General features: G+C 41.0%; 19 protein-coding genes and 1 tRNA gene. 13 read left to right on the top strand and 7 right to left on the bottom strand.

The features are described 5' to 3' along the window. Positions 1 to 60: 60 nt before the first annotated feature. The gene (locus tag ACHZA1_RS17380) at positions 61 to 2385 is read right to left on the bottom strand and encodes a GAF domain-containing protein (RefSeq protein ID WP_320053121.1); all 2325 of its coding nucleotides are present in this window, start codon (positions 2383 to 2385) and stop codon (positions 61 to 63) included. Between the two features lie 154 nt (positions 2386 to 2539). Here ACHZA1_RS17380 and fabG point away from each other — a divergent pair, with 154 nt between their 5' ends. From fabG to ACHZA1_RS17360, 4 genes are all read left to right on the top strand, one after another. After that, a complete protein-coding gene (gene fabG, locus ACHZA1_RS17375) occupies positions 2540 to 3286 on the top strand; it encodes a 3-oxoacyl-[acyl-carrier-protein] reductase (RefSeq protein ID WP_320053120.1) in 747 nt (248 codons plus the stop codon). A gap of 85 nt (positions 3287 to 3371) precedes the next feature. Then, positions 3372 to 4307 carry a DUF6340 family protein gene (locus tag ACHZA1_RS17370; protein ID WP_320053119.1) on the top strand — a complete coding sequence of 312 codons (936 nt, stop codon included), beginning with the start codon at positions 3372 to 3374 and terminating at the stop codon, positions 4305 to 4307. Positions 4308 to 4344: 37 nt separating this feature from the next. Then, positions 4345 to 4417, top strand: a tRNA-Thr gene (locus ACHZA1_RS17365). An 810-nt stretch (positions 4418 to 5227) separates the two neighbouring features. Then, positions 5228 to 7504, top strand: a complete 2277-nt coding sequence (locus ACHZA1_RS17360; RefSeq protein ID WP_320053118.1) for an FAD-dependent oxidoreductase — start codon at positions 5228 to 5230, stop codon at positions 7502 to 7504. 93 nt (positions 7505 to 7597) lie between these two features. On the opposite strand, the gene ACHZA1_RS17355 is transcribed toward ACHZA1_RS17360, so the two are convergent. Beyond that, positions 7598 to 8758: a hypothetical protein gene (locus tag ACHZA1_RS17355; RefSeq protein WP_320053117.1), complete on the bottom strand. Its 1161-nt coding sequence runs from the start codon at positions 8756 to 8758 to the stop codon at positions 7598 to 7600. 260 nt (positions 8759 to 9018) lie between these two features. Between ACHZA1_RS17355 and ACHZA1_RS17350 the strand changes: the two genes are divergently transcribed. The 6 genes from ACHZA1_RS17350 to rimO all read left to right on the top strand — a co-directional run bounded on the left by ACHZA1_RS17350 (position 9019) and on the right by rimO (position 13331). After that, positions 9019 to 10263 (top strand): competence/damage-inducible protein A, encoded by a 1245-nt coding sequence (locus ACHZA1_RS17350; RefSeq protein ID WP_320053116.1) that lies wholly within the window; start codon positions 9019 to 9021, stop codon positions 10261 to 10263. 97 nt (positions 10264 to 10360) lie between these two features. After that, on the top strand, positions 10361 to 10603 hold the full coding sequence (gene rpmB, locus ACHZA1_RS17345; RefSeq protein WP_131839915.1) for a 50S ribosomal protein L28: 243 nt from the start codon (positions 10361 to 10363) through the stop codon (positions 10601 to 10603). A gap of 16 nt (positions 10604 to 10619) precedes the next feature. Beyond that, positions 10620 to 10802: a 50S ribosomal protein L33 gene (rpmG, locus tag ACHZA1_RS17340; protein WP_047450560.1), complete on the top strand. Its 183-nt coding sequence runs from the start codon at positions 10620 to 10622 to the stop codon at positions 10800 to 10802. Between the two features lie 10 nt (positions 10803 to 10812). Continuing rightward, positions 10813 to 10971 carry a DUF4295 domain-containing protein gene (locus ACHZA1_RS17335; protein WP_320053115.1) on the top strand — a complete coding sequence of 53 codons (159 nt, stop codon included), beginning with the start codon at positions 10813 to 10815 and terminating at the stop codon, positions 10969 to 10971. Positions 10972 to 11056: 85 nt separating this feature from the next. Next, positions 11057 to 12010: a signal recognition particle-docking protein FtsY gene (gene ftsY, locus ACHZA1_RS17330; RefSeq protein ID WP_320053114.1), complete on the top strand. Its 954-nt coding sequence runs from the start codon at positions 11057 to 11059 to the stop codon at positions 12008 to 12010. 25 nt (positions 12011 to 12035) lie between these two features. Further along, complete coding sequence (gene rimO, locus ACHZA1_RS17325; RefSeq protein WP_320053113.1) at positions 12036 to 13331, top strand: 30S ribosomal protein S12 methylthiotransferase RimO; 1296 nt, start codon at positions 12036 to 12038, stop codon at positions 13329 to 13331. A gap of 288 nt (positions 13332 to 13619) precedes the next feature. On the opposite strand, the gene ACHZA1_RS17320 is transcribed toward rimO, so the two are convergent. After that, positions 13620 to 16145, bottom strand: a complete 2526-nt coding sequence (locus ACHZA1_RS17320; protein WP_320053112.1) for an ATP-dependent Clp protease ATP-binding subunit — start codon at positions 16143 to 16145, stop codon at positions 13620 to 13622. A gap of 218 nt (positions 16146 to 16363) precedes the next feature. On the opposite strand from ACHZA1_RS17320, the gene gyrA reads away from it, so the two are divergent. The 3 genes from gyrA to ACHZA1_RS17305 all read left to right on the top strand — a co-directional run bounded on the left by gyrA (position 16364) and on the right by ACHZA1_RS17305 (position 20822). Continuing rightward, positions 16364 to 18877: a DNA gyrase subunit A gene (gyrA, locus tag ACHZA1_RS17315; RefSeq protein ID WP_320053111.1), complete on the top strand. Its 2514-nt coding sequence runs from the start codon at positions 16364 to 16366 to the stop codon at positions 18875 to 18877. Between the two features lie 29 nt (positions 18878 to 18906). Then, the gene (locus ACHZA1_RS17310; RefSeq protein ID WP_320053110.1) at positions 18907 to 20238 is read left to right on the top strand and encodes a tetratricopeptide repeat protein; all 1332 of its coding nucleotides are present in this window, start codon (positions 18907 to 18909) and stop codon (positions 20236 to 20238) included. 257 nt (positions 20239 to 20495) lie between these two features. Beyond that, positions 20496 to 20822, top strand: a complete 327-nt coding sequence (locus tag ACHZA1_RS17305) for a hypothetical protein (protein WP_320053109.1) — start codon at positions 20496 to 20498, stop codon at positions 20820 to 20822. Positions 20823 to 20851: 29 nt separating this feature from the next. Here ACHZA1_RS17305 and selD read toward each other — a convergent pair whose 3' ends face one another. The 4 genes from selD to yedF are packed head-to-tail and all read right to left on the bottom strand — an operon-like array spanning position 20852 to position 23808. Continuing rightward, positions 20852 to 21880 (bottom strand): selenide, water dikinase SelD, encoded by a 1029-nt coding sequence (gene selD, locus ACHZA1_RS17300; protein WP_320053108.1) that lies wholly within the window; start codon positions 21878 to 21880, stop codon positions 20852 to 20854. Further along, positions 21877 to 22089: a DUF3343 domain-containing protein gene (locus ACHZA1_RS17295; RefSeq protein WP_394701042.1), complete on the bottom strand. Its 213-nt coding sequence runs from the start codon at positions 22087 to 22089 to the stop codon at positions 21877 to 21879. Before ACHZA1_RS17295 ends, selD begins: the two co-directional genes overlap by 4 nt. A 4-nt stretch (positions 22090 to 22093) precedes the next feature. Beyond that, on the bottom strand, positions 22094 to 23206 hold the full coding sequence (locus tag ACHZA1_RS17290) for an aminotransferase class V-fold PLP-dependent enzyme (protein ID WP_320053107.1): 1113 nt from the start codon (positions 23204 to 23206) through the stop codon (positions 22094 to 22096). A gap of 2 nt (positions 23207 to 23208) precedes the next feature. Beyond that, entirely contained in the window at positions 23209 to 23808 is a 600-nt protein-coding gene (gene yedF / locus ACHZA1_RS17285) for a sulfurtransferase-like selenium metabolism protein YedF (protein WP_320053106.1), read from the bottom strand. Positions 23809 to 23853: the final 45 nt, after the last annotated feature.

Here is a 23853-nt window from a genome sequence, read left to right as displayed (position 1 = left end):
ATTACAATAAAAAAGGCCTAATGTTAATACATTAGGCCTTTAAATATAGGGAACTTTAAGTTAGTTCAAAGAGGTGGCGCTGGCATTCTTTTCGGAAAGAGCAACAAACTCTTCGAGATTCTGACCTATTACCATAATCTTATACACCTTTTCATCCTCATCTGCTACTGGAATAAAGGTTTCGTATAGCACTACCGATGAACTTACACCTGTAAGTTCAGATTTTACCTTAGCAGGTATGCCGCGTTTAATGTTATTCCAAAACTCGTTAAAATGCTTGTTCGCATAAGAGTCGATTTCCTTAATGTTTAACCCTATAAGGTTTTCGCGTCGCATTCCAAGAAGATTTAGCACCGAATCGTTTGCCACAATTACATAGCCTTCGATATCGTATTCTATTATATTACTTGCAGCACTCAAAGAATCGAGTAGATTTTCAATTTCTTTTGATTTTCGCGCAGCTTCTTCCTGTGTGGCAAGAAGTTCTTCCATGTTTTGGCGCATTTCCTCTTCCTGAGCAGAAAGTTCTTCGGCTTGGAATTTTGAGGCTTCAAGTAGTTGTTGTGTCTTAATGTTGATACGTGTTGTCGAAATGGTAGACGCGATAGTAACACCGATTTTTTCAACAAAGTCGATTACATGCTTTTCAAACACCTCAAACGATGCGAGTTCAAGTACACCGTACACCTCGTCATTAAGCTTTAGAGGTACTATTAAGATGCACGAAGGCTTATTTTCGCCCAATCCCGATCCGATGGTAATGTACGATTCTGGAACATCAGTAATGAAAATAGTTTCATTCTCCTGAACACATCGACCAACAAGTCCCTCGCCAATTATAAGGCTCTTTTCCTCGTACTTGCGCCTATCGTATGCATAACATGCCATCAAATCGATTGTACGATCGCCATTTTCATGATCGTTGATTAGGAATAATCCTCCAACATCAGCCTTAATGTAATCGATTAGGTGGCTTATAATATGGTAGGAGAAGTCTTCTAGGTTCGTTTCGTGGTGTCGAAGCAATTCTCCAAAGAGTGCAACACCATGGGTTGCCCAGTTAATCTTTTCATCCTCAATTTTTCTGATTGCTTCCAATCTCTTGGCTTCATCAAGATTTTGTTTCATACTGAGGAGTGAAACACCCAACAAATCATTATCGCTCTTTGGCTTAAATTCAATACTTGTATTGCCTTTACCAACTTCGCTTGTAAACTCAACCGTGCGTACCATGCTGTCGATAAGTTCATTCGTTGAGCCAGCAATATCGTGTAGTTCATCGTTAGTGTCTACCTTAACCTTGTTCGATTCATCGATTTTTCCTTCGGCTAAGTTTTTTAAGGCTCTATTAACACGATAAAGTGGCTGGGTAATTTTAAACGAGATATACCAAATTACACCTATAATAACCAGCATCGAAAGAATCGCAAACAGTAAAAGCCTATCCGTTGTGTTGTTCTCGCTCCCTAGTAGCTCTTTTGATGGGACAGCAAAACCAAAAGCCCAACTTGTTTTTGCAGAATTGAAGTATACAGGTAAAACCGCATAGTGATATAATTCTTCGAACTTTACTTCAAATCCAAAAGGCTTGTTTAATGCTAGACGGTCTGTAAGGTTTGCCTCAGAAGCCTCGCTATAAATATCTTGAAGTTTCTTGCCTCGAAATTTGGAATTATTAGCCGCAATTACTGAGCCATCAGCCGAAAGTATAAATGATCTAGCCCCCTTCATTGGTTTGATACTCGCTATCATCGTTTGAAAAGACTCTAAGGAAATATCAAAGCCTGTAAGACCTGCAAAGCGAGAATTTGATAGAATTGGAGTGCCAATGCTTGTTTCAAGTATGCTGTCTTTCTTGTTGTAGCTATACCAGTAGGGATTTGTAAGAAGATTGGTTTTCTTTACCTTGACATTGTAGTATATGGATGATTTATCATCGCCTTTTAGGTTCAACGTATCCTGCAGATACTTTAATGCTCCACTTTCCCTAAAATAGGTAAACCGAACTCGTCCATAGTTTTTTGTGTATGACGGATTCAAGTTGCATAGTTCGACGGATACCCATACCGAAGCTATTGAAGGATTTGCTTCAGCAATACTGTTCAACATCTGTTTTATAGCATCAGGTCGCTCATTTACTGGCTTTGATAGCAGCAAGTTTAGCTCCTTTGCCATCTTCGAAGTTGCGATGAACTTCGAATTAATCTCATTTTGCATCCTCAATGAGTAATCTTTACCTACTCGAAGAGCAATTTCTTCAGCATACTTGCTCTTTAACGCATTAACTCCCCTTATTTGCTCGTATATACTTACCGAGTACGCTAAAAAAACAACAGCCAAAATGCTTAGGATAAGCTTCGTACGCAGTTTAAGTCTTATTCTCATTACGAAAAGAATTACTTTTAGAAAAGGCCATTTATTATTGAAACAAAAATATCAACATTCTTCTATTATCCTTTGGCTAAAGCAACATTTTTTCGTGAAGAGATATTTTTTGTACATTTGCTCTCAGTCATAAACCTAATTAATTTCAATTTCAATGAATTTATTAGAAGGGAAAGTAGCCATCATAACTGGGGCAGCACGTGGTATTGGTAAGGCAATTGCGTTGCGTTTTGCAGCTGAAGGTTGCAGTATTGCATTTACCGATTTGGAGTATAACGAAGCAGTGCAGGCTACTGAAAAAGAGATTGCAGCATTGGGCGTTAAAGTAAAAGGATATGCATCAAATGCAGCCAGCTATGAAGACACCCAAAAGGTTGTAGGTGAAATAGCAAGTGATTTTGGACGCGTAGATATTTTGGTGAACAATGCTGGTATTACCAAAGATGGGGCCTTAAAGCGTATGACCGAAGCTCAATGGGATGCTGTTATAACGGTAAACCTTAAATCGGTATTTAACTTTACCAAAGCGGTTCAACCCATTATGTGGAAGCAAGCGTCAGGTAGCGTTATTAATATGAGTTCGGTAGTCGGTGTTTCTGGAAATGCCAATCAGTGTAACTATGCAGCCTCAAAAGCTGGTATTATCGGATTTACCCAATCGGCTGCTAAGGAAATGGGCATGCGTAATATTCGCCATAATGCTATTGCTCCTGGCTTTATCATGACAGAGATGACAGACCAGCTGCCTGAAGACGTTAAGAATGAGTGGGCATCTAAGATTCCTTTGCATAGAGGTGGGACTCCAGAAGATGTTGCTAACGCTTGTCTTTTCTTTGCTTCAGATCTTTCTTCCTATGTAACCGGCCAGGTTCTTACCGTTTGCGGAGGTATGAATATTTAGTGGTAAAAAAGCATACAATTTTAACCATCCTCTTTTGAGGGTGGTTTTTTTATTATATTAGTAGCTCTATTCTTCTATATCTGCTATGCGAAATTATCTAGCTTATTTGCTTTTAGTGCTTACGGCATCATCGTGTGCGGTAACAACTAAAACGGTTAATGTTGATGTACTAATACCTAGTGCTGAAAGGATATCGCTAAATGACAATGAGCGTATTATGGTTGTTGCGAATTACAAACACCACAATAAGCTGATAAGCAAACAAACGTCCGCATTTGTTGACGATTCGCTTCAGGTTGCAAATGCTGTAAATGGGTTTAACAGCTACTTCCGCTCACTAGGAACGTATTCGCAGAACTATGTTCGCGTCATTTACAAGCCAATTAACCAACGCGAACCAGACCTTCTTACATCAGAAGAAATTTGGCGCTATTCTCAGCTGGAAAACCCTAAGTATATTGTTGAGCTTTCGCTTTTGCGTACGCTAATAAGCAAGACCGATCCGACATCATACAAGGCAGTATACGCTTCGTTGTGGCATGTTTACGACGCCAAAGAAGGAACCCTAGTCCGCGAATTGCTCGACAAAGATTCGCTATACTACGACCAATATGAAAGGGTGTCGCGAGCGGAACTCGATTCGATAATTGCTGATGATGTATCTTATAGGGTTGCTCAAAAGATTGGCTATTCGATCCTTCCATTTTGGCAGGAACAGTATAGGTACTACCTTACCGTCCCCGATCCTCAGTTTCGGAAAGTTGACAACCTAATTCAGGAATTCAAATGGAAAGAGGTGATATCGTTAATGCAAGGTTTCCTTTCATCATCGGACAAGGATGATGTTTATGCGGCAACCTTTAACATATCGCTTGCCTGCGAAATGCTGGGGGATATTGGTCTAGCCAAAAAGTGGCTCGAAAAATGTCAAAAAATCAAAAACAGCTACGTTGTCGCGCTCTATTCGGAAGCCCTCAATAATCGAGAAAAACAAGAAAATTCGGGTAGAGAAGGACAATAAAGGAAATTAATACTATTTTTGCAGCATCAAACAACAAGCCTCTTTAGCTCAGTCGGTAGAGCGGCGCATTCGTAATGCGTAGGTCGCCGGTTCAAGTCCGGTGAGAGGCTCATTTGATAAGCAAGAAAAGAGCCCGCAAATGCGGGCTCTTTTCTTTTCTCTCAATTTGTAGAGAACAGGAACAAGACCAGAACATTTATCACTGGTATCGGTTTTAGACTACGTCGGTTTTTTCATCGTTTTTTTCTATAAGTATAAGGCTGCCTTCTGAGCGGCATCACATAAGCTGGTAAACCAGGGTAGCCTCATGTGGGGGATGGTAGAATAGCTTATCCACTCAGGAAATGGGCGGTAGGGGTGACATGCGCACATGCAAGCCCTCCAAAAACTTTTTTGGTGCCTTCATGTGGGCATGCAAGCACCAAAAATTCGTTTTTCATACCTGCATGTGCGCATGCAAGGCTTTTTCGCCGCTTGTTGAAAATAGTGAAGGTGCTTTACGCTACTGGCCAATGGCCTTCAGGTTACTGCTGTAGAGCTGCCTCCAGTCCACAAAATCCTCTTCTGCCAGAGGTAGCCTACTCCATGAGCTAATCCCAAGCGCTCAGATGTTACTACATCCTCCATATGTGTATCACAAAATAGGAGGGTAGGTGCTAAGGATAATTCCACAGAGCCCCACAAAAGCCTGCCACCGATTTAGCTGTTCAATATCAGCTCGCAGCTTGGTACCTATCAATCGGCAATTCTACGGTTTAAATCACGATCGACGTAGGTTTGCAATACGGAATGCAACCATCACAACACGCCTGGATTGCTGTGTAATTTCAGGTAGATGGCTGATGGTATCAAGCTTATTCCTTGCCGAGGTTCTGTAAAGAACCGTTTACGAAAGAATAGTCAAAAAAAGTAATAGAAACATGGAAAAGATTCTGATCATTGGAGGTGTTGCTGCGGGAGCAACCGCAGCCGCAAAGGCACGTCGCATTTCGCCCGAAGCAAAGATTGTCATGCTCGAGGCAGGTCCCGATATCTCGTTTGCAAACTGCGGCTTGCCCTACTACATTGGGGGCGATATTGAGAGCCGCTCGAAGCTAATCCTTCAAAGCCCCGAAAGCTTCAACGACCAGTACAACGTAGAGGTGCACACCCATACTCTGGTAACTTCGATTGATAGAGAGGCGCACCTTATTAATACTGTAGATAGCTGTAGCGGAGAGCAAAAGGTATTTGAATACACCAAGCTGATTCTCGCACAAGGTGGACGTCCAATCAAGCCCGAGCTACCAGGTGCCGATCAAGACCATGTATTTACCCTATGGACGCTAGAGGATATGGACAAAATCTCCAACTTCATAAATGATAGACAACCTCAAAATGCCGTAGTTGTTGGAGGCGGGTTTATTGGGCTCGAAATGGTAGAGGCCCTTGCCAAACGTGGGTTGAGCGTAAACGTAGTGGAGATGATGCCGCATGTTATGGCAATCATGGAAGCCGAAACTGCTGGTTTCATCGAAACCGAGATGCTCTCTTACGGCGTCGGAATTTACACTGGAAGAGGAGTTGTGGAAATTGGATCGAGATCGGTGAAGCTTGATAACAGTAAAGTATTGGATGCCGACATGGTTATACTCTCGATAGGGGTTCGTCCAACCCTACAGCTGGCTAAAGATACAGGGCTAGCGGTTGGCGAATCGGGAGGTTTGCTGGTTAACGACCTGCTGCAAACTTCCGATCCCGACATCTTTGCGGCTGGCGATATGGTGGAGATCGAGCATCGCGTTAACAGTAAAAGGGTACGTATTCCTTTGGCAGGCCCCGCAAATCGACAAGGACGAATCGCAGCCGAAAATGCGCTAGGAGGTGCACACCGCTACAAAGGAGCCATTGGCACTTCGGTGGTTCGGGTATTCGGTGCCGTTGCCGGAATAACCGGATTGTCGTTGAAGCAGGCACGTGCCGCGGGCATAGATGCCGATGCCGTTGTGGTTCATAAGGAACACCATACCTCGTACTATCCCGGAGCGGAAACTGTAACAGCCCTGCTGGTTTACGACCGTACCACTGGTGTAATCCTAGGAGGACAGACTGCTGGCTATAAGGGTGCCGACAAACGGTTGGACGTAATTGCGACCGCCACAGCAGCAAGGCTTACCGTAAGCGATTTGGCAGATATCGATTTCGCCTACTCGCCTCCAATTGGTACGGCAAACGACGCTATTAATATGGCAGCCTTTACAGCAGAGAATAGGATATCAGGATTTAGCCCATCGATAATAGCGTCGGAATTAGATGAATTCTTTGCAGGAAAGAATCCTGTTATTATTGATGTTCGCGACGTCTTTGCCTTCGAGAAAAGCCATGTTGAAGGTGCGCTAAGCATTCCTCTAGAGATTCTTCCACAGCAGCTTTCATCTATTCCAACCAATCGCCCCATAGCCGTATACGACGAGACCGGCAAAAAAGGTCATCAAGCGCTACGAACGTTAGTTGGAGCCGGTTTTAGGAATGTTACCAACCTATCGGGAGGGCATACCTCGCTTCAACGCCATGCAAGAGCTATCGGATTTAAGACCATCAAAGTAGGACTTCTACCTATTCATTCAAAATCGGTAGAAGAGGAAGCGGAAGTGGTTGAAAAAAGGGTAGAGGTGAAGGCTGTTGACTCCAATTCCCCCATTGTGATTGATGTTCGTACACAGCAAGAATTTGCAAGCGGAGCGTATCCTGACGCCATTAATATTCCTGTCGATGAGCTATCGGACCGTATCGAAGAGCTAGGTGACAATCCATCCCGAGAGATCACCGTTTACTGCGCATCCGGTGCCCGTTCTGCCTATGCGCAGCGCATGCTGATGCAGATGGGCTATTCCAATGTTACGAATGGAGGAGGACTCTCGACTATGATGTCGCGAAGAAGTAACAAGGCTACAACCACAAGTTCTTCTAACGAGCCAATAATTATTGATGTACGTACTCCCGATGAGTTTAATTCTGGAGCTTACCCGAAGGCCATTAACATTCCTCTGGATGAGCTGCAAATGCGGGTTGACGAGCTAGGAAGCCCTTCAAGAACTATTACGCTTTACTGCGCATCTGGGGCACGTTCGGCCTACGGACAGCGAATTCTACAGCAGCTGGGATTCACCAATGTAAGTAACGGAGGTGGGATTATGCAAATGATGCTTCAAAGGTAGAGCGTAAAGCCGCTATAAGGCTACCGAGAATAATATCTTCATAAGGCTGGGGCTTATTGCTTCCAGCCTTACAATTGAAGTAAAGATTGGGAATTAAATCTGAACATCGTACCAGCCATCGTCAGCGCTGTTGTTCTGCTGCCTTTCGTTGTATGCAGCAACAAACTCCATGATGGAGTGCTTGGCATCCAGACTTCTAAATGCTGATGCGGCAGCCATAAGCCAGCCGTTGTAATCCTTCAGCTCCCGCTTATCCTTTAGTATACGGCTTTTGGCAATGTTTAGGGGCATGCTCGAGTAGGCTGCAACAGCGCCATACTTGGGCGAATGCAGCAGCTCTACCTTCTCTTTCTCCAAATCGTCAGCCTGCTGCTTTAGGACATCCAGATACACCTGCAGCTTTTCATCGGTAAGCTGCTGAAGGTTTTCGATAGTTTGATGAATCCATTCCAACTCTAGGGTTAGAAGTATTTGCAGATCTTGCTGCTCGTATGCTGCTACCACCTTTTTCATTACCTCCTCTTTTACAACCTTGGCAGCATCATCCTTTTCACCATCGGGATGCACAACCTTGGCAAGCGCAATATAAATGGAGCGGATGCTACGCTGTTTTTGCTCTTCCGCTGCTTTTTTTGCAGCCTCTTGTTGGCGTTGTCTTTTGCTTTTTTGATGGCGCTCCTGCCAGAATTGCTGCCTGTCCTGCTCTACTTGAGCCTTCATGCGCTGCTTAAACTGGGCAAACCCTTCGGTAGAATCCTCAATATCCTCCACATCAATATCTACGTCGTAGCGGTCGCGCATCATATCGGCAAACATTTCCTTAGCCCTATACAGCCGCTGGCTAAGCTTGGCGCGGTAACTTTCTGCAGACCATCTATCATAGAGTTCCTCGAGTTCTGGATTCATGTCGATATCGCCAAAAGCCTCTTCGCAAAGCGAAACAATAGCATCGCCGATGGCGCTGTAGTGCCTGCTCGAAAAGTTGATTCGCTCGGTAGCACGGGCTAGCACTTTTGCCAGATTTATGCGCAATTCGGCAATTCGGGGGTATTGAGGCGCAACTTCGTTACCGTATAATTCCATAAGGATGTCAAGCTTCGACGAATCCTCCCGAATGTCCTGCTTTAGCGATTCTATACGCTGAGTGAGCCTGTTGAAAGCATGCTGCTTTTTTGATAGCACCTTCTGCTCCTTTGGTACAGTCTGCAGCTCATATTCGGAACTTTTGTTGTCTTTGTGGTATTTCGATGGCATGGATTGGATTCTGTAACGACTGGAAATAGGTGCTTTATTGGATTGATGACCCTCGTAAAAGCGGGTGACAAAACTAGCAATTTTCGTGATGCAATTTGCCAACAAGTATATTTCAATACAAAGATGCAAAGCCCCAGAATCATCCCTCTAACTTCCGAGATAACTTCGCTAAACTCCTTTTCCCGTTAAATTCACCTAAAGTGAAACCAATAAAGGGAACTATTCGGTAAGTTTAACCATCATTTTAAAGAAGATATCCGATGAAAGTAGAGGTAATAACCATAGGAGACGAGCTACTTATTGGCCAGGTTGTTGATACGAATTCGGCATGGATTGGCTCTAAGCTAAACGAAAACGGAATCCATCTATCAAAGATAACCTCAATTGGCGATAGTAAGAAACAAATATATAAGGCATTAGATGATGCTTTTGCAAGTGCCGATGCAATTCTGATGACTGGAGGATTAGGTCCTACCAAGGACGATATCACCAAGAAAACCCTAGCGGAATACTTCCAGTGCGGCTTTAAGACCGATCAGCAAACGCTTGATCGAGTAAAAGAACTGCTTCAACGAAGAGGAATATCCGTCACCGATATCAACTACATGCAAGCTGAAGTTCCCGAAGTTTGCGAGGTTATACAGAACTACAACGGTACAGCACCCTGTATGGTCTTTAGAAAGGATGGGAAGTTGCTAGTATCAATGCCTGGTGTGTCTTTCGAAATGAAGGGGCTTATGGAAGAGGCTATTCTTAACCTTTTAGTAAAGGAAAGCTGCATGCAAGCCATTGTTCATAAAACAATTATGACAACAGGTGTTCCTGAGTCGGTTTTGGCTAAACGAATAGAAGAGTGGGAGATAGGTCTACCACAAAATATGAAGTTAGCTTATCTTCCTAGCCTTTATGGCGTTCGTTTACGTATTACTGCAAGTGGTAATAGCAAAAGAGACCTAGTTGATGCCGTTGACGAACAGGTAAATAAACTTAAACCTATTCTTCAGGAAGATATATTTAGCTATCAGGATGAAACACTTGAGGAAGTCGTTGGACGTATGCTGAAAAGTAGAAATTTAACCGTAGGAACAGCAGAATCGTGCACAGGAGGAACCATAGCATCTACCATAGTTTCCGTACCCGGCGCATCTCTCTACTTTAAAGGTGGAGTAGTCGCCTACGATAATGAGGTGAAAAAAGACCTGCTAAAGGTTAATCCCTGCGCTCTTATTACCGATGGCGCAGTAAGCAAAGCGGTTGTTGAGCAAATGGCCGAAGGCGCAAGAGCACTTCTTAAAACCGATTTTGCCGTTGCAACATCAGGCATCGCCGGTCCCGATGGAGGAACAGACTTAAAGCCAGTAGGTACAACATGGATTGCCGTAGCATCGCCAAATGGCACAATATCCGCAGTTTACAATTTTGGAAATAACCGCGAGAGAACAATGGCAAGAGCAACAGCAGCAGCTCTAAACATGCTAAGAATTCAGATTTTAAAGGCAGAGTAAAAACTCAAAAAAAGATGTCTAAAAGTTTGAATAATTGAAATAAAATCGCGTAATTTGCACCCTGTTTGAAGAGAAAGAAAAGAAAAACGGTATAACAATGTCAAAAGTTTGTCAAATCACCGGAAGAAAAGTTCAAGTTGGTAATAATGTTTCTCACTCTAAGAGAAGAACTAAAAGAACTTTCGAACCTAATTTGAAGACCAAAAGATTCTTCCTAGTTGAAGAAAACAGATGGGTAACCTTGAAGGTTTCAGCTCAAGGTATTCGCACTATTAACAAGAATGGCCTTAAGAACGCTTTGGATAAAGCTCAGGCTGCAGGTTTAATCGGCATTTATTAATTAGGAGATTCAAGAAATGGCTAAAAAAGGTAATAGAGTTCAAGTAATTCTTGAGTGCACCGAGCATAAGGAAAGTGGTATGCCAGGAACTTCTCGCTACGTGACTACAAAGAACAAGAAAAACACACCAGCACGTATCGAAAGAAGAAAGTATAACCCAATTTTGAAAAGAGTAACTCTCCACAGAGAAATTAAATAGTTTTTGAACCATGGCAAAGAAAGTAGTTGCAACTCTGAAGAAAGAAGGAGGCGGTAAGGAGCTTACCAAATGTATCAAAATGGTAAAGTCTGAGAAGTCTGGAGCCTATACTTTTAAAGAAGAAATGGTTCCAACCGGAGACGTTAAGGAATTCTTTACAAAAAAGTAATTTCGATAATATTTCACTGTTTTAGAAAAGCTTCTTGAATAAAGAAGCTTTTTTTATATTTGGCATCGTTTTAAAACCTACAACAATGGGATTATTCGACTTCTTCTCGAAAGGAAAAAAAGAACAGCTAGACAAAGGACTCGAAAAAACTAAAGAAAGCGTTCTATCCAAACTATCACGTGCTATTGCCGGTAAATCGCGCGTAGATGATGATGTCTTGGACAATCTGGAAGAGGCTCTAATAATGTCTGATGTGGGAGTCGAAACGACTGTCAAGATAATTGAGCGAATACAGGATCGAGTTGCCCGTGACAAGTACATGGGTACCGATGAACTCAACGCCATCTTAAAGGAGGAGATTGTCAACCTTCTGGAAGAGAACAGTTCGGTTTACAACAATAAGGTAACCTACGGCGATGACAAACAACCTTATGTTATTATGGTTGTTGGGGTTAATGGTGTAGGCAAGACTACAACCATAGGCAAGTTAGCCGCTCAGCTAACCAACAACGGCAAAAAGGTTTACCTTGGAGCTGCCGATACCTTCCGTGCCGCAGCAATCGAACAGCTTACAGTTTGGGCTGAGCGCTCAAAATCTACCATTATTAAGCAGCAAATGGGCTCAGATCCTGCATCTGTTGCTTTCGATACGCTGTCATCTGCGAAAAAAAATGATGCCGATGTGGTTATCATCGATACAGCAGGACGCCTCCATAATAAGATAAACCTGATGAACGAGCTTTCGAAGATCAAGAACGTAATGCAAAAGGTTATTCCTGATGCACCCCATGAAGTTCTTTTAGTTCTCGACGGTTCTACAGGTCAGAATGCCTTCGAACAGGCAACGCAGTTTACAAAATCAACGGATGTTACAGCCTTAGCGCTTACTAAACTCGATGGAACCGCAAAAGGTGGCGTCGTTATTGGCATCTCCGATCAGTTTAAAATCCCCGTAAAGTTCATTGGTGTTGGCGAAGGGATCGACGATTTACAACTTTTCGATCGAAAAACTTTTGTTGAATCGCTCTTCAATTTGTAGCCAACTGCGCACCTATACCTTGTAGATGAATAAAAAGAAAATAAATATTGTTACGCTTGGTTGCTCTAAGAACCTAGTTGATTCAGAGAGACTTTACAAGCAATTAGAGGCAAATGGCTATAACGTTGTACATGATTCTAACGACACCAGTGCAAAGGTAGTGGTTATCAATACATGTGGATTCATAGGCGACGCAAAGGAGGAATCAATTGATACCATTCTATCATTTGCTCACGCAAAGGAAAAGGGCAAAATTCGTCACCTATTTGTAATGGGTTGCCTTTCGGAGCGTTACAAAAAGGAGTTGCAGTTAGAAATTCCCGAGGTTGACGAGTTCTTCGGAGTTAATAATCTGGAAGATATTATAAACGTAATTGGAGGTGATCTAAAATCAGATCTTCTAGGAGAACGTACCATCACAACCCCCAAACATTACGCTTACCTTAAAATTTCAGAGGGATGTAACTGGGGATGCTCTTATTGCGCTATTCCATTAATCAGAGGAAAGCACGTTTCTGTCCCAATCGAAAATCTGGTTGCCGAGGCAAAGAGTCTTGCAGCAAAAGGTGTAAGGGAACTTCTTGTAATTGCTCAAGATACAACCTACTACGGCTTAGATATATACGGCAAGCGAATGCTTGCAGAGCTACTCAATAAACTTTCGGAGATAGAAGGGATAGAGTGGATTAGACTGCACTATGCTTACCCAACTTATTTCCCAGATGATGTGATTGATGTAATTCGGTATAATCCAAAAGTATGCAAGTACTTGGATATTCCATTTCAGCACATTAGCGATAAGGTTCTTAAGAAGATGCGCCGTGGAATTAATCGCGAAGAAACATACGCCCTAATAAATAAGTTAAAGACAGAAATTCCTGATATTGCCTTAAGAACCACATTACTTGTAGGGCATCCCGGTGAAACAGAGGATGAATTTCAGCAACTTGTTGAATTCGTTAAGGATGTAAAATTTGATAGGTTAGGGGTGTTTCCATACTCTGAGGAGGAAAATACTTTTGCAGCAATCAACTTCGAAGACTCAGTAAGCGAGGAAACAAAACAGGAAAGGGTAGAGGCTATCATGCAACTACAATCCGGAATTGCGCTGAAAAAAAATCAGGAACGCGTTGGAAAAAAGATGAGGGTCCTCATCGACCGCTTTGAGGGAGATTTCTACATCGCACGTTCTCAGTATGATTCCCCAGAAGTAGATCAAGAGGTGCTTATTGATACTGATCGAGATGCAATAATTGGCGAATTATACGATGTTGAAATTACTGATGCGGAGGAGTTTGACCTTTTTGCTAAGTTTATATAGAAAGAGCGGTTATAAAACCGCTCTTTCTATTTCGTCCTTATCTATTTCCGTTTACACTAATTGATTAGCGACTTCAAGAACTGCTGTGTAATTAGTCCCAAAGTTGACATCCTTATGATAGGATACTGTAATTTCCCCTGTACTGTAGAAACATTTTTAAACAAATGTTAGGTCATTTACCTTACCATTTAAACCATTCAAGCGAATTAGTTTAGAATCCACTCCAATAGCAATTTTCCTTTTGTGTTGTTCTTATTCACCGTTTCGAGTCCAAAAATGATTTAAAAACTAGACCTCTACATTATCTTTTTGTTCAATTTTATTTGAAGAATTATCTCCTTTTGCTGATATTTTTTTGATCACCACATCCGTTTTATCTTTATTAAGATTTACAGATAGCGTATCTCCATGTTTTAGATCTGCGCGGATAATCACCTCTGCCATTGGATCTTCAAGATACTTTTGAATAGCTCTCTTAAGAGGTCGTGCTCCAAATTGAACATCAAATCCCTTCTCGGCGATAAAATCTTTTGCAGCTGGAGATATGTGAATCTTATACCCAAGCTGGAACACACGCATAAATAGTCCCTTAAGCTCAATATCAATAATCTTGAATATATCCTTCTTTGACAATGCATTAAATAGAATGATATCGTCGATTCTATTTAAGAATTCAGGTGCAAATGCTTTTTTTAGCGCTTTTTGAATGACCCCCTTCGAGGTTTCATTAAACTGATCAACTTTTGCATTAGTTGGGAATCCCATACCTTGACCATAATCCTTAAGTTCACGACTTCCTATGTTAGAAGTCATTATGATAATGGTGTTCTTAAAGTCAATCTTGCGTCCAAGCGAGTCTGTCAACAAACCTTCGTCAAGCACCTGTAGCAATAGATGGAACACATCGGGATGAGCTTTCTCAATCTCATCGAGTAAGACAACTGAGTAAGGTTTACGGCGAACCTTTTCGGTAAGTTGCCCACCTTCTTCATATCCAACATATCCTGGAGGTGCTCCAACCAAGCGGCTAACGGAGAACTTCTCCATATACTCGCTCATATCTACACGAATAAGGTTGTCTGTAGAATCAAATAGATATTTGGCAAGAACTTTGGCTAACTGAGTTTTACCAACACCAGTTGGACCTAAAAATACGAATGTTCCAATTGGTTTATTAGGATCTTTAAGGCCTGCACGATTGCGTTGTATTGACTTGACAATTTTTCCAATTGCCTCATCTTGACCAATAACGCTACCTTTTAGTTCTTCAGCCATCTTCAGCAATCGAGAACCTTCTCCTTGTGCAATACGTTGAACAGGAACACCAGTCATAAGCGCCACAACTTCAGCAACTTTTTCTTCATCAACAACTTGTTTATTGTTTGAAAGATCTCGTTCCCACTGTTGCTGTTCCATTTCGAGCATCTCCATTAACTTTTTCTCTTTATCTCGGAAGTTTGCAGCAATTTCGAACTGTAGATTTTTTACCGCTGCAAGTTTCTCTGCTCTAGCATCTTCAATTTGTTTTTCGACAAGAGATATTTGTTCAGGAACCCTTATATTAGAGATGTGCACCCTAGAACCAGCTTCGTCTAATGCATCAATAGCCTTGTCTGGTAGACATCTATCTGTTACATATCGCATGGTGAGCTTTACGCACGCATCAATAGCCTCTGACGTATAAATAACGTTATGGTAATCTTCGTATTTGCTTTTTATTTTGTTTAATATCTCGACAGTTTCCTCAGGTGTCGTTGGCTCAACAATAACCTTTTGAAAGCGACGTTCTAAAGCTCCGTCTTTCTCGATATATTCTCGGTATTCGTCAAGTGTTGTTGCACCAATGCACTGGATTTCACCACGAGCAAGAGCCGGTTTAAGCATGTTTGCCGCATCTAAAGAACCCGTAGCACCTCCAGCACCTACTATTGTGTGAATTTCATCAATAAACAGAATGATGTTGGTAACCTGAGAAAGTTCATTTAATATTGCTTTCATCCGCTCTTCAAACTGTCCTCTATACTTGGTTCCTGCAACAATAGAAGCAAGGTCAAGTGTAATTACACGCTTACCAAAAAGTACACGTGAAACCTGACGTTTAACTATGCGTAGGGCTAAGCCTTCTGCAATTGCTGATTTTCCCACACCTGGTTCGCCAATAAGAATAGGATTATTCTTTTTACGGCGACTGAGAATCTGAGCAATACGCTCTATCTCTTTTTCCCGTCCTACAATTGGATCTAGTTTGTTTTCTTCAGCCGCTCGAGTTAGATCAATTCCAAAGTTATCAAGTACAGGAGTATTTGAGTTAGATTTCTGACCAGAATTTGACTTTGAAGAAAAGATATCCTTCTCGTCATCATCATCATTAAAGTCGCTTTGCGCTTTTATCGTTTTAGACTCAAGGCGATGTTTCACCTTAACATAATCAACATCTTGATCAAAGAGCGAAATACTACCATCACGCATTAGGGCTAGAAGAAGGTGCCCTGTTCCTATTACATCATTTTTCAATGCTTTAGTTTCTAAATGAACAAGTTTCAAAACGCGTTCTGCCGATTTAAGCAAGTTTACATTTTCGATATCGTTTATTGGTAAAACTACATCTGTACGAACCTTATCTTCAATCGATTTTTTGAGGGTGTCAATATTTACATCCAAATCATTAAGAATTTCAATAGCGACACCTGTTCCTTCTCTAATAATACCTAGTAGCAAATGTTCGGCACCAATTGACTGGTTGCCAAGTCGTATTGCTTCCTCTTTGCTGTAAGTTATTACGTTTTTAATTTTATCGCTGAATTTTAAATCCATACGGTCAAATTTTTAAAGTACTTAATTGTCTATCAAACCCTTATACAAAAAGAATTTTGAAGACAAACATAATTGTAAGATAATTCTTTTTTTGTACTTTTATCTATAACGAATAAGATTAATAATTGTTGAAAATCATTTGCTAAACGCAATGATTTTAACGGCTAATTGAGTACCTTAGCGAACCAAATTTGCCAATACTAGAGAGATAATACAATATGAGTCAAGGAGAAAAGATCATTAAAATCAACATTGAAGAGGAGATGAAGACCGCTTACATCGACTATTCTATGTCGGTTATTGTGGCTCGTGCACTCCCAGATGTTCGAGATGGACTTAAGCCAGTCCATAGACGAGTCCTTTTCGGGATGAATGAACTAGGAGTTTACTCAAATCGTCCTTATAAAAAATCCGCTAGAATTGTAGGGGAAGTTCTCGGAAAATTTCACCCTCATGGGGATACCTCTGTTTACGATGCAATGGTTCGTATGGCTCAGGAATGGTCTATGCGTTATCCTCTTGTCGAAGGACAGGGTAACTTTGGTTCAGTTGACGGAGACAGCCCTGCTGCAATGCGTTATACCGAAGCGCGCCTTAAAAAGTTGGCAGAAGAGGCTCTCGCTGATCTTGAAAAAAACACAGTAGATTTTAAGCCAAACTTTGACGATACTCTTGAAGAGCCTGTTGTTCTTCCTTCAAAAATACCGATGCTCCTTTTAAATGGTTCATCAGGCATTGCTGTAGGCATGGCGACCAATATGGCTCCTCACAATCTTTCTGAGATCGTAGATGCTACTTGCGCTTACATCGATAATAATGATATTACCATTGAAGAGTTGATGGCATATATCAAAGCACCAGATTTTCCAACTGGAGGCATAATTTACGGTTATCAAGGTGTTAGAGATGCATTTGAAACAGGTAAAGGTAAAGTCGTACTTCGCTCAAAAACAGAAATTGAGGTAACCGAATCGGGCCGTGAAAAGATCATCGTTACTGAAATTCCATATATGGTTAATAAGGCTGAAATGATTAAAAAAATTGCAGACCTTATCAACGATAAGAAAATTGAAGGAATATCTTACATAAACGATGAGTCAGATCGTACTGGAATGCGCATTGTAATCATCCTTAAAAAGGATGCAGTTGCTAATGTTGTACTCAACAATCTATATAAGCACACACAACTTCAATCGTCATTCCCAATCAACAACATTGCATTGGTAGATGGCCGTCCTAGAATACTTAGCATTAAACAGTTAATAAAATACTTCGTTCGTCACCGTCATGAGGTAATAATTAGACGTACTCAATTTGAACTCGATCAAGCAGAAAAGCGTGCACATATCCTCGAAGGGTTGCTGAAGGCGCTGGATCATCTTGATGAAGTTATCTCCATCATCCGCAATTCAAAAACTCCAGATGAAGCACAAAATACTCTTGTCGAAAGACTTGAACTAAGTGAAATACAAGCACGTGCAATCATTGATATGCGCTTGAGGAGTTTAACTGGTCTTGAACGTGAAAAACTTCAAAGCGAGTACGATGAACTTCTCATACTTATAAACCACTTACGCGCAATTCTTGCTGATCCACTTCTTCAAATGCAAGTTATTAAAGACGAACTTATTGAAATTAAAGAAAAGTATGGGGATGAACGTAGGACAGAGATAATTCTTAATGCAGAGGAGTTTAATCCTGAAGATTTCTATGCAGACGAAGATGTTGTGATTACAATCTCGCACTTAGGCTACATTAAGCGTACTCCACTTACCGAATATCGTACGCAATCGAGAGGAGGAGTAGGATCAAAAGGTAGTACTACACGTGACGAAGACTTCATAGAACATATTTATGTAACCAGCATGCACAATACCATGCTCTTCTTTACAGAAAATGGAAGATGTTACTGGTTAAAAGTCTACGATATCCCCGAAGGAACTAAAGCCTCAAAAGGAAGAGCGATACAGAACGTACTGAATATTGAGCCAAACGACAAGGTAAAAGCGTATATGAATGTAAAAAGGCTCACCGAAAAAGAATACGTTGAAAACAATTATATTGTTCTATGTACCAAAAAGGGTATTATTAAGAAGACAAAACTTGAAGCATACTCACGTCCTAGAACCAATGGCGTAAATGCTATTACCATTAAAGATGGTGACCAACTTCTTGAAGCATTGCTGACCAATGGAAGTAACGAAATTTTGATAGCATCTCGTGAAGGTAAAGCAATACGCTTTAATGAAGAAAAGATTCGAGCAATAGGTCGTACAGGAGCAGGTGTAAAAGCAATAGCCATTTCTGAAAACGATGAAGTTATTGGTATGGTTTGCGTTGACAATCAAGACGAAGAAAATATTCTCGTGGTGTCTGAAAATGGATTTGGAAAACGATCACAACTCGATGAGTATCGAGTTACCAACCGAGGAGGCAAGGGTGTACGCACCATGAATATCACAGAGAAAACGGGCATGCTTATAGCAATAAAGAATGTCACCGATCAGAATGACTTGATGATAATTAATAAGTCTGGATTAACAATTCGCCTTGCAATTGCAGATATTCGCGTTACAGGTAGAGCAACACAAGGAGTGAAGTTAATAAATCTGAGAAACAATGATTCAATAGCTTCTGTTGCTAGTGTTCCCAAGTCGGAAGATAAAGAAGAGGAACTTCAGGAAGGAATAGAAATCTCTGGCTTTTTAGGAGATTCCAAAGAACAAGAATAAATCAACACAAATTTAATACTTTGTTACCCATGAAAAAGTTCACTTTTGCAATTGCATTAGCATTTGCATTTAATTTGGGCTTTGCTCAAAAGGATTATAGTCCTGAATCTGTTAAAGCAAAGGCCGAGAAAAGCAATTATGATATTGCTGATACAAAAGCAGGCGCTAGCTATAAAACATGGTTAAAAAGGGCAGAGGTTTTTGGTGAAATCTCTGAAGCACCACTTGCTGGCGCATATCCAGGAATGTCTGATAAAGAAGCAGACCTATTAATAGGTAAACCAACCACCACTTCAAATGTAGAGGTTAATGGCAAGGCTTTAACAAAAATGGAATACCCTTACGTTGATCTTTTCTTCGAAGGAGGAAAACTTCTTTACTGGAACATAAAGAATTCTGGCGTTGAGAAGCCATTAGTAACAGGGTTTGAAGCAATTGAAAAAGCAATAAGCCTTGATCCTAAAGCGTCAAAAAAAGCAAAAGATCTTTATACCACCTATAAAAGTTACTTCTTTAAGAAGGCAAACAATGCATACAATGCTTCCAATAAAGCCGAAGCAGCAGAAAACTATGGATATGCATATCAATGCAGTGCAAATCAGTCTGTAAATGCACCAGACACAGCTTCTTCTTACTATGCTGCTTATGCATTCATAGAAGCTAGCAATTTCAACCAAGCCATTAAGTATGCTCAAATCTGCCTAGATAACAAATGCAACCAAAATGGGGATGTATATCGAATTATAGGAGAAGCTTACATGGGGGAGGCAAAAGATACTGTAAAAAATCCTGCAAAATCTAAAGAGGCTTACGCAAAATCTAAAGAGGCTTACCTAAAAGGATCAGAACTCTATCCTTCAAATACAGCTAATATTTTTGGAATCATTAATCTTTACATTAGCCAAAATGAGGATCCAAAAAATGTTTTACCTTACATTGATAAAGCTATAGGACTCGATCCAAAAAATCCATCACTTTTCTTTGTAAAAGCTTCGTTCTACGAAAAAATCAACGAACCCGAAAATGCAATTGCATCGTACAATAAAGCAATTGAGCTAAATCCAAAGTATTTTGAGGGATGGTGTAACCTCGGTGTAGTATACTACAATATTGGGGTTAAGTATTATGATCAATCAAACAAGGTTGATGTTAACAACCAAAAAGAATATGATAGATTGATAAAGCTTGGCGATGAGAATCATAAAATTGCTTTACAAAAATTCCTTCAAGCCTACAGCATTAATCCAAAAGATAAGTTTGTAGTTGAGAACATCAAGAATATCTACTTCCGATTTAGAAACGAAAGCGAAGATATGAAGAAGAAGTGTGAAGAATTTACTAATATACTTCAGTCTCTATAAAGCAAAAAAAGAGAGGAAACCAACCTCTCTTTTTTGCACCCTTTCTTCTTAACATAATATACATTATAGGACATATATTGAAGTAGCACAATATATGAATGAAACAACGCATTCACTCTTTTATAGTTTATTTAATGTCGCAAATAGTTATAAAAAATTCTATCAAAAATTGAAGATCTTTTTTCTGTTTTGGTATTGATTCAATATTAATTTTTGATGTATTATTGCAGTTGAATTCAAGGACAACAGATCATTGTATGGAAAGAAAGACTGCTAATAAAAAAAGAGTAGTAACTAGCTACAAGAATTTATCACCCGAGATTCTTGAGGAAGTAAAGAAGAAGTATCCTAACGGATGGAATGACTTTGTAATCAAAGTTGAAAAGCCTGGAGGTAACTACTTCTATGCTATTACGCTAGATACTCCAGATGTAAGCTATCTTATCAAGGTTGATGTTAAGATAGATAATCGCATTAAGGGTGAAGACGAGGATAAGGATATTTTCGGAGGTGACGATTCTGAATCTGAAACTAACGAATTCCCCGATTCTGCAGACGATTCATATGATGAGAATGACGATTAAATAAGAAGAGCGAGAATTTCTCGCTCTTCTTATTTAACATAAACAACATTGGCTGATTTTGATTTAACTTCCCCTACAATCCAACCATTCAGATTCCCATTTTTCAGCAATTCAATAGCCGAAATCGCCAGATTCTCATCGATTCCAAATAGAAGACCACCTGATGTTTGGGCATCAAAAATAAGCATCTTTTCTTCATAAGAAAGGCTATTTGAAAAGTCTACCTCATCTCCCAAAAACTCTCGATTCCTAAAAGAAGCCCCAGGAATACAACCCGTTTCATAAATCAGCTTCACCCCACTAAAGTAAGGCAGCTGGTCTTGGTAAATTTCTATACTTACATTGCTAGCCTTTGCCATCCTAAATGCATGTCCACCTAAACCAAAACCTGTGATATCAGTTCCTCCCGTAGGACTAAATTCATTCAATACATTTAATGAGCGAGCATTTAAGGTAGACATAGACACTAATATCTCATCGATCTGTTCTTTAGATGCTAATCCTACACGTTGAGCAGCCTGAATGGCTCCCGTTCCAAGTGGCTTTGTAAGAATCAACTTTTGACCAACTTTTAACCCTGAATTTGTAATTATTCGATTAGGATTAACTCTCCCGACAACGGCCATACCATACTTTGGAACTGCATCATCGATAGTATGCCCTCCTAGAATTGCGACACCAGCCTCAAGTGCTATTTCATTTCCGCCTCGAATAATTTCAGCCAATCCTTCGACTGGCAGAGTAGACGGATACATATTAATATTCAGCGCCATAAAAGGAACACCTCCCATGGCATATACATCACTTAGCGAGTTAGCAGCTGCTATCTTTCCAAACGTAAATGGATCGGAGCAAATTGGAGGGAAAAAATCGGTAGTAAATATTAATGCAAGGTCATCGGATATTTTGTACACCCCGGCGTCATCATGCAAAGAATTATCGACTAAAATATTGGGATCGTTAAACAAAGGGAAGCTGGCAAGTAGCTTATCCAACTCCTTTGCGGATAACTTTGCGGAACAGCCACCATATTCGACAGTCGTTAGGAGATCTATCATTTCTCAATTTCTATTTTATGAAACAAAATATCTTTACTATTCAGTAGCATACAAGCATTAGCAGAATCTTCATCGCTTACTTGTACGCACATCCCACACTCGCTAGAAACATTTGTTGGTACAGGACGAATTACTACGTTTAATCCGGCTTCTACCAATAGCTTTTCTACCTTGATTACGGTTCTTACATTCTTAAAAAGGAAAATCATAAAGCTAAGATATACCCTCCAATACATTATAGAGGTTTTCGAAATCGAGCGTGGTGTGAAATGGTGATATAGAGAATCGGACTGAACCATTGGGAAATGTTCCCAATGCCTTATGGGCAAATGGTGCACAATGCAATCCACTTCGAACCTGAATATCATACTTGCGATCCAAAACATACGCCAACTCGTCGTTGCTTTTGCCCCTATGCCTTAATGAGAAGAGTTCAGACTGGTTTTCTCTATTTTGAGCACAATAGACCTCGTAAGCCTTTAGCTGCTCGATCTTTTCAAGAAGCAGGTAAAAGTCTTCTTGCGAATGCAGAGACTTCAAATTCGCGGTTAAAGCTCCATATAGCCCAAATATCCCCAATGAATTGGGTGTTCCGGCTTCAAACTTATCGGGATTGTAAGGAGGCATTAACTCCGATTCGGAGTTGCTGCCTGTTCCTCCATACTTATATGGAGGAAGATTTGAGGGATTGTTAGCGTAAAATGCTCCAACACCCGTAGGTCCTAAAAGCCCTTTATGGGCTGTAAAAAAGAGGTAATCGACTCCCCATTCGTTGGCTTTAACTGGAACTTTGCCAGCCGATTGTGACGCATCTAAAAGAAGGGGTATATCGCCTATGGCATTCTTGATTTCTCTGATATTCTGAATAACTCCATTAACGTTGCTGACATGGTTAACAATAACCATGTCAACCGTTGAGTCGACCATGGATTTAAGCTGATCAATGTCTATTAATCCGTCGCTAAAATGGGGTACTATACTACATTCAAGGCCAATAGATTCTTTTAAGTGATGAAGCGGTCGTGTAACCGCATTGTGGCTCATCGAGTCAACTAATACGCGCTTATTCTTGAAGGCAAATCCGCTTAGAACTGCATTTGAGCCTTCGGTAGCAGAGCTGCAGAACACCAGATTTTCGGGTTCGGCAATTCCCATAAGCGACGAGAGCAAATCGCGGGTTTCCTCCACGACTCTTGCAACTTCGATGCTTTTGCGATGTCCTGCACGCCCATACGTTCCCCCAGAGGCGAGATACTTTTCTATCCATTCGCCGACCTCTTTGGGCTTCGGAAAACTTGTTGACGCATTGTCGAAGTATCCGTTCATTGCTACGGTTTTACAATTTTGAGGGGGGAATTTAGCCGATTAAGAATGTAGTACATGTTTGATATTTCGCCCACGACCAACTTGTCTTTAATGCCATAGAAATCGACACAGGTGCCGCAAAGGGTAATCTTAATGCCCTTATCCTTCAACTTTTTAAGGTACTCACAGAAAATGGATTCGCTGGAAGCCAGGGTTACTCCGCTGTTGTAGCAGATAACCTCGACGGGTAAGGTTTCATTTTCGGAAAGTGCGGTTAGAAATCCCTTTAGGAGAATGGCGCCAAGGTCGCTACTGCCCTGCCCCATTTCGGTTTTATCGAGAACTACAATGTAGCCCGATTCGCTTGGTGAAGCACAGTAAGGTTCTGGCTGTTTGAGCGGAGCAACGGCGGTTTTACTTCCCGTCGTTATGGTGGATATCTTTCCATTGCGAACAACCGAAAACTCTATCCCATTGTCGGCGAGGTACGATTCGAGGTTAGCGCACGAGGTTTCGTTATCAATTGTAATTACCAGAACCTCGTTAGGATGCTCGACAAGCGCCTTTTTGGTGTTTATGAGGGGGAGCGGACACTTTTGCCCGATACAGCTTACTTCTACCATTTTTATTTGCAAATATAGCAGAATTGCCCTATTCTGCTCGCCCCA

The sequence above is a fragment of the uncultured Acetobacteroides sp. genome (assembly GCF_963667355.2).
GTDB lineage: Bacteria > Bacteroidota > Bacteroidia > Bacteroidales > ZOR0009 > Acetobacteroides.
The sequence above is the reverse complement of the archived record's forward strand: the minus strand, read 5'-3'. Positions and strand labels throughout refer to the sequence as shown.